Annotated in this window: 17 protein-coding genes and 1 tRNA gene; 14 read left to right on the forward strand and 4 right to left on the reverse strand. The window is 68.5% G+C overall.

What is annotated here, in order from left to right:
* Nucleotides 1–34: 34 nt before the first annotated feature.
* A complete protein-coding gene (locus BEP68_RS14100; protein ID WP_187250347.1) occupies nucleotides 35–1,858 on the reverse strand; it encodes an HSP90 family protein in 1,824 nt (607 codons plus the stop codon).
* Between the two features lie 192 nt (nucleotides 1,859–2,050).
* Between BEP68_RS14100 and BEP68_RS14105 the strand changes: the two genes are divergently transcribed.
* From BEP68_RS14105 to BEP68_RS14140, 8 genes are all read left to right on the forward strand, one after another.
* Nucleotides 2,051–2,123, forward strand: a tRNA-Trp gene (locus BEP68_RS14105).
* Nucleotides 2,124–2,162: 39 nt separating this feature from the next.
* Nucleotides 2,163–2,435 (forward strand): preprotein translocase subunit SecE, encoded by a 273-nt coding sequence (secE, locus tag BEP68_RS14110; protein ID WP_053097445.1) that lies wholly within the window; start codon nucleotides 2,163–2,165, stop codon nucleotides 2,433–2,435.
* A 41-nt stretch (nucleotides 2,436–2,476) separates the two neighbouring features.
* Nucleotides 2,477–3,532, forward strand: coding sequence for a transcription termination/antitermination protein NusG (nusG, locus tag BEP68_RS14115; protein ID WP_053097444.1), 1,056 nt, complete (start codon nucleotides 2,477–2,479; stop codon nucleotides 3,530–3,532).
* Between the two features lie 191 nt (nucleotides 3,533–3,723).
* Nucleotides 3,724–4,155 carry a 50S ribosomal protein L11 gene (gene rplK / locus BEP68_RS14120; RefSeq protein WP_053097443.1) on the forward strand — a complete coding sequence of 144 codons (432 nt, stop codon included), beginning with the start codon at nucleotides 3,724–3,726 and terminating at the stop codon, nucleotides 4,153–4,155.
* An 11-nt stretch (nucleotides 4,156–4,166) separates the two neighbouring features.
* Nucleotides 4,167–4,856 carry a 50S ribosomal protein L1 gene (gene rplA / locus BEP68_RS14125; protein ID WP_053097442.1) on the forward strand — a complete coding sequence of 230 codons (690 nt, stop codon included), beginning with the start codon at nucleotides 4,167–4,169 and terminating at the stop codon, nucleotides 4,854–4,856.
* 156 nt (nucleotides 4,857–5,012) lie between these two features.
* Nucleotides 5,013–5,825 (forward strand): amino acid ABC transporter substrate-binding protein, encoded by an 813-nt coding sequence (locus tag BEP68_RS14130; protein ID WP_187250348.1) that lies wholly within the window; start codon nucleotides 5,013–5,015, stop codon nucleotides 5,823–5,825.
* Nucleotides 5,826–5,828: 3 nt separating this feature from the next.
* Nucleotides 5,829–6,494, forward strand: a complete 666-nt coding sequence (locus BEP68_RS14135; protein WP_053097440.1) for an amino acid ABC transporter permease — start codon at nucleotides 5,829–5,831, stop codon at nucleotides 6,492–6,494.
* A complete protein-coding gene (locus BEP68_RS14140; RefSeq protein ID WP_315985318.1) occupies nucleotides 6,481–7,302 on the forward strand; it encodes an amino acid ABC transporter ATP-binding protein in 822 nt (273 codons plus the stop codon). Before BEP68_RS14135 ends, BEP68_RS14140 begins: the two co-directional genes overlap by 14 nt.
* 30 nt (nucleotides 7,303–7,332) lie before the next feature.
* On the opposite strand, the gene lysE is transcribed toward BEP68_RS14140, so the two are convergent.
* Nucleotides 7,333–7,992 (reverse strand): L-lysine exporter, encoded by a 660-nt coding sequence (gene lysE / locus BEP68_RS14145; RefSeq protein WP_187250349.1) that lies wholly within the window; start codon nucleotides 7,990–7,992, stop codon nucleotides 7,333–7,335.
* Between the two features lie 71 nt (nucleotides 7,993–8,063).
* Between lysE and BEP68_RS14150 the strand changes: the two genes are divergently transcribed.
* From BEP68_RS14150 to BEP68_RS14175, 6 genes are all read left to right on the forward strand, one after another.
* Nucleotides 8,064–8,939, forward strand: a complete 876-nt coding sequence (locus tag BEP68_RS14150) for a LysR family transcriptional regulator ArgP (protein WP_187250350.1) — start codon at nucleotides 8,064–8,066, stop codon at nucleotides 8,937–8,939.
* A 223-nt stretch (nucleotides 8,940–9,162) separates the two neighbouring features.
* The gene (locus BEP68_RS14155) at nucleotides 9,163–9,786 is read left to right on the forward strand and encodes a SipW-dependent-type signal peptide-containing protein (RefSeq protein ID WP_053097436.1); all 624 of its coding nucleotides are present in this window, start codon (nucleotides 9,163–9,165) and stop codon (nucleotides 9,784–9,786) included.
* A 2-nt stretch (nucleotides 9,787–9,788) separates the two neighbouring features.
* Nucleotides 9,789–10,406: a SipW-dependent-type signal peptide-containing protein gene (locus BEP68_RS14160; protein WP_187250351.1), complete on the forward strand. Its 618-nt coding sequence runs from the start codon at nucleotides 9,789–9,791 to the stop codon at nucleotides 10,404–10,406.
* A 37-nt stretch (nucleotides 10,407–10,443) separates the two neighbouring features.
* Complete coding sequence (locus BEP68_RS14165) at nucleotides 10,444–11,061, forward strand: signal peptidase I (protein WP_053097434.1); 618 nt, start codon at nucleotides 10,444–10,446, stop codon at nucleotides 11,059–11,061.
* Complete coding sequence (locus BEP68_RS14170; protein ID WP_187250352.1) at nucleotides 11,058–11,699, forward strand: hypothetical protein; 642 nt, start codon at nucleotides 11,058–11,060, stop codon at nucleotides 11,697–11,699. Before BEP68_RS14165 ends, BEP68_RS14170 begins: the two co-directional genes overlap by 4 nt.
* Entirely contained in the window at nucleotides 11,696–12,202 is a 507-nt protein-coding gene (locus BEP68_RS14175) for a hypothetical protein (RefSeq protein ID WP_056279802.1), read from the forward strand. The genes BEP68_RS14170 and BEP68_RS14175 overlap by 4 nt, the downstream gene beginning before the upstream one ends.
* Before the next feature lie 21 nt (nucleotides 12,203–12,223).
* Here the strand turns inward: BEP68_RS14175 and BEP68_RS14180 are convergent, their stop codons facing one another.
* Together BEP68_RS14180 and BEP68_RS14185 are read right to left on the reverse strand one after the other, a co-directional pair.
* Nucleotides 12,224–12,916, reverse strand: coding sequence for a YqaJ viral recombinase family protein (locus BEP68_RS14180; protein WP_053097431.1), 693 nt, complete (start codon nucleotides 12,914–12,916; stop codon nucleotides 12,224–12,226).
* Nucleotides 12,917–13,002: 86 nt separating this feature from the next.
* Complete coding sequence (locus BEP68_RS14185) at nucleotides 13,003–14,367, reverse strand: glucose-6-phosphate dehydrogenase (protein WP_187250353.1); 1,365 nt, start codon at nucleotides 14,365–14,367, stop codon at nucleotides 13,003–13,005.
* Nucleotides 14,368–14,395: the final 28 nt, after the last annotated feature.

Genomic DNA, 14,395 nt, shown 5'->3' on the forward strand with positions numbered 1-14,395 from the left:
GATCCTTCGAACGGAGCGAGCGGTCGGAGCGAGATCAGGGGGCGTCGTCGAACGGGATCGAATCCGCTTCGATGCCGGCGGACAGCGAGACGAGGTCCGAGAGCGCGGTCGACATGAGTGCGCGATCGGCGTCGGAGAGCGGATGGTGTCCCGCCAGCAGCGCCTGGATGTAGAGCAGCTGCACGGTGCGGGCGAACACCGCGTCGTCCTGCACGCGGACGAGCGCGCGCACGACGCGGTTCGACCAGTTCAGGCACAGGCGCGCGCTGAGATCGTCGTCGCGGGAGGCCGAGAGGGTCGAGTCGATGCGGTCGAGCACCCCGCCCCACAGCGATCCGGTGATGCCCTTGGTACGGCCGCGGTCGATCCTGCGCAGCACCTCGGGGTCGGCGACGTACAGCGCTGCGAGTTCGGGCTGGTCGATCGACCGCACGGTGACGGAGCAGCCGGATGCGGTCAGCACGCCGCCGGCGCGGGCCTCGAGGGCCAGCGCGGCGTCGCGGTCGTCCAGCGGCGGAGGGTCGAGACGATCGAGCTCCCCGGCCACGTCGACGAGTTCGATCGTCACGTGCGGGTAGAGCTCCGGCAGCATCCGCACGAGGTCCGCGTCGTACAGGTAGCCGCCGTTGACCAGCACCTCGGACCCGGGGGAGATCCCTGCGACCTGGCGGAACTCGTCGACCGACTGCGCGAATCGCACGTGCGGGTATCGTTCGACGAGGTCGCCGATGCGCATCGTTCCGTGGGTGGTCTCGAGGGTCAGCCAGCGCGTGATGAACTGCGCGAGCTCGTCGTCGTGCCGCACCAGCGACTTCAGACCGACCTCGTGGATCGCCACGAACTGGGCGAGTCTGTGCGGTTCGCGCAGGCCCAGCTCGAGCACCCAGCGGCGGATGCCGGCACCGAGCTGCTCGCGCACACGCTCGAGGGCCGCGTCGTCGACGAGCGATTCGCGGCTCGCCGTCGGGGCGAGGCCGGTCGAATCGACCACGGCGCGCACGAAGAACGCCCATTCGGGCAGCACGTCGTCGACCCGCTCGCCCAGGAGCATCCTGCCGAGATACATGCGCGTCGCCTGGCGGGCGCCCGGCGGGGGAGCGTAGGGCAGGACGTAGGCGAGTCCCCGTGTGCCGGTGGCCGGCTCGCTGAGCTCGATAACGTCGAGCGGGCTCGCACCGAGCAGGTCGCGCCCGTACTGCACGGCGCCGTCGATGTCGTCGGCGGGGTCGAGGAACGGCGCGCGCCGGGTGATGTCGACGTCGCCGCTCGGAGAGTCGAGGATCACCCGCACGGGGAGGAACTCGGCGAAGGCGGTGGCCAGCTCTCGCACGGCCGCGGGGCGCAGCAGCTCGTCGGCGTCGAAACGAGGGCGGAGATGCACACTCGTGCCGATCGGCAGATCGTCGTCGATCTCCACGACGCGGAAGGTCCCGTCCGCGCTGCCCGTCCACTCGACGGCCGGGCCGCCCCGGACGCTGCGCGAGCGGATGACGATCGAATCGGCGACCATGAAGCAGCTCAGCAGGCCGATGCCGAACTGACCGAGGTAGTCGCTGCGCGGGAGGTCGAAGATGTCGCGCTTCGAGCTGCGGCCGACCGTGGCGAGCAGATCGCCCACCTCGGCGGCGGTCAGGCCGATCCCGTCGTCGCGCAGGACGAACTCGCCCGTGGTGTCCGTCAGCGCGGTGATGCGGATGCTCCCGCCCTGCCCGTCGACCTCGCGCCGTGCGATGATCGCATCGCGGGCGTTCTGCAGCAGTTCGCGCAGATAAACGCGAGGACTCGAGTAGATGTGGCGGCTCAGGAGGTCGACGACACCGCGCAGGTCCACCTGGAACTGCTGCACGTCAGCGCTCACTGCGCCCCCTCCCGTTTCGTCCGCCCGCCGAGCCTAACAACAACGACGAGAGCGGGCCCGGTTCGGCGCTGACCGACGGATGCCGTATGCTTGACGAGCAGTTGTTGTCTGCATTCTTTCGCCGTGCCCCGGTCCTTGCGGTCGGGTAACGATGGCAGGATGGAGATGACACCCCGAGACCTCCCGGTCTCTAGGGCGGTAGCTCAATTGGCAGAGCAGCGGTCTCCAAAACCGCAGGTTGCAGGTTCGATTCCTGTCCGCCCTGCGCGTCAGCACACGCTGACACACGAAAGGTACATTCAGGATGGATCAGGACGAACCGCGCGGCGAGGTCGTCGCGGCCGGCGCCACCCGCGAGAAGAAGCGTGGCATCGTGGGCTTCTTCGGGGGTATCGCTCTGTTCTTCCGTCAGGTCATCGCCGAGCTGCGCAAGGTCGTCACGCCGACCCGCAAGGAACTGGTCAAGTTCACCGCAGTGGTGCTCGTCTTCGTTCTCATCGTCATGGGCATCGTCTACGGACTCGACACCCTGTTCGCCTGGGTCACGCACATCGTCTTCGGGGTCCCGGGCGCCTGACGCCCTCGCGGCCCTGGCCGCAGTGATTGGAAAGAAACAACGTGTCTGAACGATATTCCGACGACGCCGACTGGGCGACTGCTGCTGAGCAGTCCAGCGAAGAGGACGAGGCCCAGGAGGGCAACGTGCTCGCTGCGGAAGAGCAGTCGGTCACCTCGGCCGAACATGTCGCCCTCCACATCGAGGACGTCGACGGAGACGCCGACGCCGATGTGCAGGACGACGACAACGACATCGAAATCGACGACCCGGAGGCGGACGCGATCGTGAACGACGCTCTCAACCTGGACGAAGCGGCCGAGTCTGAGGCTGCCGCTGAGGTCCTGAACGATTCTGTGGCGGAAGAGACCGCCGAGCTCGAGGCCGCTGAGGCCGACGAGGTCACCCCTTACGACGGACCCGACATCAACGGCGACGATGACGCCGCGACGGAGTCCGACGACGACGAGGCCGAAGAGGGCGACGACGCCGAGGAAGACCCGTATGAGGCGTTCCGCCTCGACCTGCGGATGCTTCCGGGCAAGTGGTACGTCATCCACTCCTACGCCGGATTCGAGCGCAAGGTCAAGGCCAACATCGAGCAGCGCAAGTCGACGCTCGAGGTCGAGGACGAGATCTATCAGATCGAGGTCCCGATGGAAGACGTGGTCGAGATCAAGAACGGCCAGCGCAAGATGGTCACCCGCGTGCGCATCCCCGGCTACGTGCTCGTGCGCATGGAGCTCACCGAGGACACCTGGTCGGTCGTGCGTCACACGCCTGGCGTCACCGGCTTCGTGGGCAACGCCCACAACCCGACGCCGCTGCGCTTCGAAGAGGCCTTCAACATGCTGAAGTCGCTCGTCGAGGTCAAGGACGTCCCGACCGCCAAGAACATCGCGTCGAAGGGCGGCCTCGCCGTCGCTCGTCCGCTTCCGGCCGAGGTCGACTTCGAGGTCGGCGAGACCATCACGATCAAGGAGGGCTCGTTCGCGGGTCTTCCCGGTTCGATCAGCGAGATCAAGCCCGAGAGCGGCAAGCTCACGGTGCTCGTGTCGCTCTTCGAGCGCGAGACCCCGGTCGAGCTGTCGTTCGACCAGGTCACGAAGATGGTCTGACCTACGCTTCTCCGAGAACGGCCGTCCCATTCGGGGCGGCCGTTCTCGCGTTCCCGGGCCCGCTCCGCATCAGGTAGACTTGTCTGGTTTGTGTGCCGCTTCGGCGTGCGCGCAGACGACCGCAGCCCGGAGATGCCGGGTTCGCGGGAGAGCGGATGCAACCGGCATCCGTTCGATGAAAGGAAGAGGATATGGCACCGAAGAAGAAGGTGACCGGCCTGATCAAGCTTCAGATCAACGCCGGTGCAGCCAACCCGGCGCCGCCGATCGGCCCCGCGCTCGGTCAGCATGGCGTCAACATCATGGAGTTCTGCAAGGCGTACAACGCCGCGACCGAGTCGCAGCGCGGCAACGTCATCCCCGTCGAGATCACCGTCTACGAGGACCGCAGCTTCACGTTCATCCTGAAGACCCCGCCGGCCGCGGAGCTCATCAAGAAGGCCGCCGGCGTGCCCAAGGGCTCGTCGACGCCGCACACGGTCAAGGTGGCGAAGATCACCAAGGACCAGGTCCGTCAGATCGCCGAGACCAAGCAGGCCGACCTGAACGCGAACGACATCGAGGCTGCCTCGAAGATCATCGCCGGCACCGCCCGTTCCATGGGCATCACGGTCGAGGGCTGAGGAGAATAATCATGGCTACGAAGTCCAAGGCTTACAAGGCTGCCGCCGAGAAGATCGAGGCAGACCGTTTCTACACTCCCACCGAGGCAGTCGCCCTCGCCAAGGAGACCGGCTCGTCGAAGTTCGACTCGACCGTCGAGGTCGCGCTGAAGCTCGCCGTCGACCCCCGCAAGGCAGACCAGATGGTGCGCGGCACCGTCATCCTGCCCCACGGCACCGGTAAGACCGCCCGCGTCATCGTCTTCGCCACCGGCCCCGCGGCCGAAGCAGCGATCGCCGCAGGTGCAGATGAGGTCGGCGGCGCCGAGCTCATCGAGAAGGTCGCCGCAGGCTGGACCGCGTTCGACGCGGCCGTCTCGACCCCGGAGCTCATGGGCCAGGTCGGTCGTCTCGGAAAGGTCCTGGGTCCGCGTGGACTCATGCCGAACCCGAAGACCGGCACCGTGACCCCCAACACGGCCAAGGCCGTCGAGGAGATCAAGGGCGGAAAGATCGAGTTCCGCGTCGACAAGCACGCCAACGTGCACTTCGTCGTGGGCAAGTCGTCGTTCTCCGCCGAGCAGCTCGACGAGAACATCGGCGCAGCGCTCGAGGAGATCGTCCGCCTCAAGCCGTCGAGCTCCAAGGGCCGTTACATCCAGAAGGGCGCCGTGTCGACCACGTTCGGCCCCGGCATCCCGCTGGACGTCAACGCCATCTGAGTGTGATTCCGGAAAGGCCCCCGCATCGCGGGGGCCTTTCTGCGTGCAGTACGACATCGGACGTCATCGGATGTTGGGATGCCGGTCCGATGCCGCGTACTGTGAATGAGTTCCGCGCCACAGCACTCGCGCCTCACCGCACCCCAGGAGGGTCACATGTCCCGTCGCATCATCGCCGTCACCGCACTGGTCGTCGCCGCAGCAGCACTCACCGCGTGCAGCGGAAGCACCACGCCTGCCGACAGCAGCTCGAGTGAGAGCGGATCCGGCTTCGGCCTCGTCACGGACGGCACGCTGACGGTCGCCACCGAGGGCACGTACCGTCCGTTCAGCTTCCACGATGACGGCGGAACCGGCGACCTGACCGGATTCGACGTCGAGATCATCCAGGCGGTCGCCGACAAGCTCGACCTCGAGGTCGAGTTCCAGGAGACCCAGTGGGATGCGATCTTCGCCGGTCTCGACGCGGGCCGTTTCGACGTGATCGCCAACCAGGTGAGCATCAACGAGGAACGCCAGGAGAAGTACCTGTTCAGCACCCCGTACACCGTCTCGCCGGGAGTCATCGTCGTCGCCGAGGACGACGACTCGATCTCGTCGTTCGACGACCTCGAGGGCAAGACGACGGCGCAGTCTCTCACCAGCAACTGGTACGAGCTGGCCACCGAGTCCGGTGCCACCGTCGAAGGCGTCGAGGGCTGGGCGCAGGCCGTCGAGCTGCTGCGTCAGGGCCGCGTCGATGCGACCGTCAACGACAAGCTGACCTTCCTCGACTATGAGACCACCAACAGCCCGTCCGGCCTGAAGATCGCCGCCGAGACCGACGAGGCCGGTGAGCAGGCATTCGTCTTCACCACGGACAAGACGGACCTCGTCGAGGCGATCGACGGCGCTCTGGAAGAGCTGCGTGCCGACGGCACCCTGGCCGAGATCAGCGACAAGTACTTCGGCGAAGACGTGACCCAGTAACCCATGGAGAATCCCTGGCAGCTGTTCTTCGACTCGCTCGGACCGATCGCCCTCGCGGGGGTGACGGTGACGGTTCCGCTCGCGCTGATCTCTTTCGCGCTGGGTCTCGTGCTCGCCATCGGCGCAGCGCTGATGCGGATCTCGGTCAATCCCGTGCTGTCGGGCATCGCCAGGTTCTACATCTCGGTCATCCGCGGCACGCCGATGATCGTGCAGCTGTTCGTGATCTTCTACGGGCTCGGATCGATCGGACTCAAGCTTGATCCCTGGACCAGCGCGATCATCGCACTGTCGCTGAACGTCGGCGGGTACGGAGCCGAAGTGGTGCGCGCCGCCATCCTCTCCGTCCCGAAGGGGCAGTGGGAGGCGGCGTACACGGTCGGCATGAATCGCACGCGCACACTCACGCGGGTGATCCTTCCCCAGGCAGCGCGGGTCTCGGTGCCTCCGCTGTCCAACACGTTCATCTCGCTGGTGAAGGACACGTCGCTGGCCTCGCTGATCCTCGTCACCGAGCTCTTCAAGGTGGCGCAGCAGATCGCGGCGGCGACCCTGGAGTTCATGGTCGTCTACCTGGCTGCCGCGCTCGTGTACTGGGTGATCTGCCTGGTGCTGTCGTTCGGCCAGAGCGCACTCGAGAGGAGGCTCGATCGCAATGTCGCTCACTGATCCGACGCACTCGCCCAGGTCCACCGCCGACGCGCTGCTCACCGCCCGCGGCCTTCACAAGCGCTTCGGCGACAACGAGGTGCTCCGCGGCATCGACCTCACGCTGCACCGCGGAGAGGTCGTCGTGCTCATCGGTCCGAGCGGATCGGGCAAGACGACGGTGCTGCGTGCGCTCAACGGGCTCGAGACGCCGGATGCCGGGACCATCGTCGTGGCCGGGGGCCCCGACATCGACTTCGCCCCGTCGGATCCGGTGTCGAAGCGCACGCGCGCGCAGAAGCGTCTCGCGCTGCGTGATCGGTCGGCGATGGTCTTCCAGCATCACAACCTCTTCCCGCACTTCTCGGTGCTTGAGAACGTGATCGAGGGACCATGGCGGGTGCAGGGCAGACCCAAGGCCGAGGTGGTCGCCGAGGCCCGCGTCCTGCTCGCCCGCGTGGGGCTCGCCGACAAGGCCGATGCTCGACCTCACGAGCTCTCCGGCGGTCAGCAGCAGCGGGTCGGCATCGTCCGCGCTCTCGCGCTGCGTCCCGACCTCCTGCTGTTCGACGAGCCGACGAGCGCACTCGACCCCGAGCTCGTGGGGGAGGTCCTGCTCGTGATCAAGGAGCTCGCCGACGAGGGGTGGAGCATGGTCGTGGTGACGCATGAGCTGAGCTTCGCGCGCGAGGCGGCGGATCATGTGCTCTTCATGGACGCGGGTGTGGTCGTCGAGCAGGGCGCGCCGGCCGATATCTTCGGCGCGCCGCAGCACGAGCGCACCCAGAGGTTCCTCACTCGCATCCTTCGGCCCCTCGACGGCGACTGACGGGCGTCCGCTCACGTTTGCGACGCAGGGTCAGCCGCCGAGCACCGGCAGCACCAGGCTGACAGCCAGGGTGATCATGACGACGGCGATCAGCGCGTCGAGGATGCGCCACGCTCGTTCCGTGCGCAGCCAGCGGCCGAGATAGCGGGCGCCGAACCCCAGCGCGGTGAACCACAGGATGCTGGCGGCGATCGCTCCGGCGGCGAACAGCCAGCGCTCGTCGCCGTGCGTCGCGGCGATCGACCCGAGCATCAGGACGGTGTCGAGGTAGACGTGCGGGTTCAACCAGGTCAGGGCGAGAGCCGTCGCGATCACGGGAGCGAGCGCGGTGCGGGTCGCCGTCGTGGTTCCGCCGCCCGACCCGGGCGCCGAGCCCTCCGCACCGGTCCGGTCGACTCGCAGCTCTTCGCCGCCCCTCCAGGCGCGGCGGGCGGCGAGGATGCCGTAGGCCAGGAGGAACAGGGCCCCCGCCCAGCGCGCGACGACCACGAGCCACGGGGCTGCGGAGATGACGAAGCCGAGTCCCGCGACGCCGGCGGCGATGAGCAGGGCGTCGGACACGGCGCAGATGATGACGACCGGCAGGACGTGCTCTCTGCGGATGCCCTGACGGAGGACGAACACGTTCTGCGCGCCGATGGCGACGATCAGGGAGAGGCCGAGTCCGAGACCCGAGAAGACGGAGAGCATGAGTCCACGGTACGGATGCCACGGACATGAGCACCAGCGATGATTCCTTGTGCGCCATTAGCATGGCTAATGTGAAGATCGATCCGGAGCTTGCCGCCACTGTCGCCGCCGTGGCCGACGAGGGAACCCTCGACGCGGCGTCGCGGGTGCTTCGTGTGACTCCTTCCGCCGTGAGCCAGCGGCTCAAGACGCTCGAGGAGCAGCTCGGACGGGTCCTCGTCGTGCGCACCAAGCCTGCCCGTCTCACCGAGGCGGGCGAGACTGTCGTGCGGATGGCGCGACAGCTGGCACTCCTCGAGCACGATGCCCTCGCAGAACTCGGCCTCGAGGGCGACGAGGCGCCCCGCACCCGCATACCGCTCGCCGTGAACGCGGACTCGATGGCGACGTGGTTCCTGCCTCCGCTCGCACGGCTCTCGGCAGCCCACGACCTCGACTTCGACCTGCACCGCGACGACCAGAACTTCACGGCTCGGCTGCTCGAGTCCGGCACGGTGATGGCGGCGGTCACGAGTGAGGCGGCGCCGGTCGCCGGGTGCTCCGTCGCACCGCTCGGCGTGCTGGAGTATCACGCGATGGCAGAACCGGCGTTCGCTGATCGCTGGTTCTCCTCCGGTGTCACCAGAGAGACGCTGAGCGCCGCGCCCTTCGTCGACTTCGACAGACGAGACACGCTTCAGCACGAATGGCTCGAGCGGATGGGGGTCGCGCACCACGGGGCTCCTCGGCACTACGTGCCCGCGTCGCACGACTACGCGCTCGCCGTGCGGCTCGGCCTCGGATGGGGGATGCTGCCGCTCCTGCAGAAGGAGCGTGAGCTCGTGCCGCTCGGCGGGCCGCCGCTGCGAGTCAGGCTGTACTGGCAGCAGTGGAACCTGCGCTCCGCGCTGCTCGACACCATCGCGGCCGAAGTCTCCGTCGAGGCGCAGCGTGTTCTCGCGAGCTGAGCTGCAGCTCTGGACGAACTGCAACCATCCAATCGGTCGCAGAAACCGATAGACGTTTCTGCGCAATTCGTGAGCCGGAATGCGCAATCGTGACACGGAAGGCCTTGAACAGGCGCAGGAAGTGGACAAAGCTGTCGGGAACGACACGAGTACCGGATGCGGGCCGCGAAGGGCGACCATCCCCAGCCATCTGCGTCTCGTGAGATTCCTGAGGGGGAATGTCATGGCTGAGAAGGACACGCAACGCAAGGTTCTGGCAGTGCTCGCCGGTGGGCTGGTGCTCGGCGTCGGAATCGGGGTGACGCTCGCGGCATGGAACGACTCCGAGTTCGCGACCGGCACCTTCACCGCAGGCTCGTTCAATCTGGAGGGATCCACGACGAGCGCGACCGACGGGTACGACGATCACAACGTCGATCTGGGGGACACTGCAGCGGCGCTCGTCTTCCAGCTGCCCGCCGTGGCGTCGTCGATGTCTCCGGGCGATGTCGTCTACGCACCGTTCTGGGTGCGTCTCGACAGCACGACCACCAACGGCGCCACGCTGGTGCCGTCGGGGATCACCGCGGGCACGGGGGGCAACGAGGCCAATCTCTCATACACCGTGACGGCCATCGACGCGGGCGACGTGTGCGACGCCACGGCGGCAGGAACCGTCGTCGCGACGGGCACCACATTGAGCGCTCAGACGGGAGCCACGTCGGTTCCTCTCGCCGAGGGCGCACCGGCAGGGACGGCGGGAACGCCTGTGCAGCTGTGCTTCGCGGTGACCGCGGGCGCCGGTCTCACGCAGGGCGCCGCCGCGACCGCGACCTGGGAGTTCACGGCCACCTCGACTGCGGACTGAGCATGGCCGACACCCGCAGAGGCATGCGGGAGGGGAAGCGACTGCTCTCCCGTCGGATACGCGCTGTGCTCGCGGGCGGGCTGGTGTTCGGCGTCGGCGCGACGATGACCCTGGCCGCCTGGAACGATTCCGAATACGGCAATGCGACCTTCACCGCCGGGCGGTTCGACATCGTCGGGGCGACCGACGGTGCCACGTTCTCGAGCCACCCGGTGGGCACGCCGGCGGCGCTGTCGTTCAGCGCACCGTTCTCGGCCATGGCTCCCGGCAACACCACGTACGCGCTGTTCAGCGTGCGGACCGCGAATCCGTCAGTGGCCGGCACGCTGCAGCTCAGCGTGACGTCGACGGCGGGAACCGGGCTCGGCACCTACCTGCGATACGGGGTGAGGGCCATCGCGGGGACGGCCTGCAACAGCACGACCTACACGGCCGGGACGGCTGTCGTTCCCGACAACTCGCTGCTGTCGGTCGGCGGCACCGGCACCCAGGCGGTCGCGGCCAACGGCGGAACGACCGTGAACTACTGCTTCGCAGTGACGTTGCCGGTAGCGACCGACAACGGCGCGCAAGGGCTGACGGCGATCCAGACATGGCAGATCGCCGGAGTGTCGAGCTGACGTGCGGGCAGAGCATCGGATGACGTGAGGAGGAGACATGAGTGCACCGACGAGGCGCAGCCTGCGTGAACAGGCGACGGTCGATGATGCGTCCGCGTCGCCGGCACCCGCCGCGGCGTCCTCGCGAGGCACTCTCGGGAGGGCGCTCGCCGATGTCCTCCTCTGGCTCGCCGCCGCCGCAGGGGTCATCTGCATCGTGCTCGTGATCGTCGCCTTCACGGCGAACATCACCCTCATCATGTTCCGCACGGGATCGATGGCGCCGACGATTCCCGCCGGTTCCGTGGCGGTGGTCCAGAGCGTCCCGGCATCCGAGGTGCAGGTCGGCGACGTCGTCACCGTCGATCGAGCAGGCGATCTGCCGGTCACGCACCGCATCACCTCGATCGCTCCCGGTGCGAGTGCGGACGAACGGGTGATCACGATGCGCGGAGACGCGAACGCGGCCGACGATCCGTATCCGTACACCGTGCAGACCGTGCGGATCGTGCTGTTCTCGATCCCCGGCATCGCGACCGTGATCGTCGCGATGGGCGATCCGTACGTGCTGGGCGGACTCACGATCGGCGCGACGGTCCTCGTCGTCTGGGCGTTCTGGCCGCGCTCCCGGAAGGAGAGTCGCGAGCAGGTCGATCCGGCGGGAGTCGACCGATGAACCGGCGGGTGGCGTGCATCGCGGGTGCCTGTGCGGTCGTCTGCGCAGCACTCGTCGCGGTGAGTCCGGCGTGGGCGGCCCCCTCGACCGAGGTCGTGCAGGGGCAGGTGCTGCGGCTGGTCTCCGTCGCCGACTGGGATGCCGCGTCGAGCCTCCTGCCGGGCCAGCCCGTGCAGTGGGATGTGACGGTGAGCGCTGAGGCACCGGACCCCGGGACCGTGGCCGTCGGAGTCAGTGCGAGCGGCGGTGCGGCGCTGGTGATGGACGTGCTCCGCTGTGCGCAGGAGTGGGATGAGAGCGGATGCCGGGGAGGCGCGACCACACTCGAGTCCGGCTGGTCGATACCTCGTGACGGCCTCGAGGTGCCGCTCGTCGAGATGGCCGACACAGAGGTGGCCCACCTCAGGCTCGTCATCGCGTTGGACGGCGCGGACGACGGCAGCACCCAGGTGCGCGTGCACGCACGCGGCGCCGGAGAGTCTGCGACGGTCGGACCCGACGGCGGGCTGGCGACGACGGGCGGTGCGCCCTTCGCTCCCTGGGCGATCGGCGGGGCGCTGGCCCTGGTGGCCGGTGGTGCCGCGCTGAGTGCGACCCGGCGCCGCCGCAGCACCGGAGCTCACCGAGGCGAGTCGTGATCGTGCGGCGGCAGCGCGTCCTGGCCGGAGTCGCCGGTGCGGCGCTGCTCTGCGGAGTGGCCCTCGCGCCGCCGGCGCAGATCACCGACGCGGCATTCACCGACCCGGAGTACGGTCGAGCCACGATCACGGCGTTCCGCGTTCCCCCCGCCACGATCATCGCCTGCACGGTGGCGAACAACGGTCTGGGCGTCTTCCAGAACGTCCGGCTCGTGTGGACGTCGGTGTATCCCGCCAGCGGGGTCAGGCTCACACTCACCCAGGGAGCGACGACAGCAGTGGTCCCGGCGGCGAACATCACCACGACAGGTCCTGCCGGCGGCCTCTACACCCACACCGCCGTCCTCACTCAGAGTCTGCTCGCCAGCCTCATCTCCAACCTTCTCGGCAGCACCACGACATTGACGGTGACCAACCTCCTGGCCGGTACGTCCTGGGTGTCGGCCGGGACCTCGCGCCAGCTGTCGATCGCGCTGCTCGGGCTCAACGCGTCCTGCACGTGAGTTCGTGCGGTGCGGACCGGCTCAGTCGGCGAGTGCGAGAGCGCGGAACGCATCGCGCTCGCGCAGGTGCTCGCGCCGGCTGGCGGCGGCGGCCGCCGCGGCATCCGCGATGCGGGTCGGCACCTGCTGACCGGTGGTGCGCCGGTAGAGCTCGTCGATGAGATCTGTGGCGAGGCCGACGAGCTTCGCGATCTCGCGGTCGTCGCGGTCGATCCAGACGCAGCGGGGTTCGTCATGGATGGGGGAGAAGTCGACGTGCTCCTCCCAGACGAAGAGCGTGCGCTCGGCGCCCAGCACGTGCTGCTGCCACCACACCTGGCGCAGGTAGGTGCGGGGGATGCCGCGGAACGCCTTGTTCGTGGTCTTGATCTCCGCGAGCTTCACGCGACCGTCGGCGTCGACGGCGATACCGTCGGGAGTCGCGAGATGGCGGTGCTCGACCTCGGCGCGGAACAGGGCGGAGGAGGGGAGGATGCCGTGCGTCGCCGCCACCCAGGCGGCGATCTCGGGCTCGCGGCGGCGTCCGTGATCGGTGTAGGCGTTGCCTCCGAACCGGGGCCCGCCGCCGAGCTTGGAGTCGGCGGCGCGGGCGATGGACCGCTCGCTCGTGAGTCCGGCGACATCCGTGGCGGTGATCCCGCGGGACCGTGCCCGCATCCAGGCGACGCGGTCGCGGGAGTCCGCGACGATGCGAGCTTGGAGTTCGGGGGTCACCTATCGAGGGTAACCCCGGTCGCCGACTCTCCCTCCCGCACACGCCGCCCGGGGCGTTCCCTCGGGCGTTCGACCCCGGCAGAGACTCAGCTGTGCGTCGGCCACGCCTCCGGGCCGGCGGATCCGGCGACGTAGTCGTCGAGCGGCACATCGCCCCGCTGCCACGCCTCGAGGATGGGGGCGACGATCCGCCACGACTGCTCGGCGGCGTCTCCCCGCACGGCGAGCATCGGATCCCCGTCGAGGACGCCGGACAGCACCTCGGCGTACGCCTTGAGCGCGCCCTCGCCGAGCTCCGCGGACAGGATCGCGCGCTCCAGCTCGAGCGGGTCCTCCGATGCGTTCAGGTTGAGCTCAAGCGACATCCGGTCGGGACCGAGCGAGAAGCGCAGCACCGCTCCGTCGGACGTGCCGGTGAGCCCGCGGGGCAGATGGCGGACAGGACGGAAGCGCACGACGATCTCTCTGGCGGGCGTTCCGAGGGCCTTGCCGGAGCGGAGCCGGAACGGGATTCCCGCCCAGCGCGCGTTGCGGACCTCGAAGGTCGCCTCGGCGAGCGTCTCGGTCTCCCGACCCGGGTCGACGCCGGGTTCGTCGACGTACGAGGGCTTCGCGATGCCGTCGATCTCTCCCGCGGTGTAGCGGGCGCGGCGAGACGACCCGGCGGCGTCGTCGCCCCACACGGTGGTCGCGCGGAGCACCGCGCCGGTCGCGGCGCGGAAGTCGACCTCATCGAGGGTGGCGGGCTCTTCCATCGCGAGCACCGCGAGCACCTGGAGCAGATGACTCTGGATCATGTCGACCAGTGCGCCGGCCTTGTCGTAGTAACCCGCACGCCCCTCGAGCGCCAGCGCTTCGTCGTAGACGATGTCGATGGACTCGATGCTCTCCGCAGACCAGAGCGGTTCGAGGATGCGGTTCGCGAACCGTGCGCCGAGGAGGTTCAGCGTGGTCGAGCGACCCAGGAAGTGGTCGACGCGGAACACCTGGGTCTCGGGCACGAGGGCGGTGAGGATGCGATTCAGCTCGCGGGCGCTCGACTCGTCGGTGCCGAACGGCTTCTCCATCACGAGCATCGCGCCCTCGGGCAGCATGTCGGGCGTGAGTGCGGCGATGCACGCCGCCGCCACGGCCGGAGGCACTGCGAAGTAGAGGGCCACGCGGCCGGTGAGGCCGCCCAACAGCGCACGCAGATCGTCGGTGCGCGTGATGTCGGTGCGGGCGTAGGTGACGTCGACACGGGCTGCCGCGTCCTCGGCGTCCATCGAGGCGAAGGCCGTGTCGACGACGGCCCGCAGCTCGGCATCCGTCCACTCCCCGCGATCGGCGCCGACGATCCGCACCGAACGCGCGGGTTCTCTCTTCAGCAGCTGGCCCAGAGCGGGCAGGAGGAGCCGAGAGGTGAGGTCGCCACCTGCACCGAGGATCACCAGCGTCGTCGCATCGGTCATGTTCTCACCGTAATCGCTCCGACCCTCG

It is taken from the genome of Microbacterium sp. 4-7, from assembly GCF_014332665.1.
Taxonomy (GTDB): domain Bacteria; phylum Actinomycetota; class Actinomycetes; order Actinomycetales; family Microbacteriaceae; genus Microbacterium.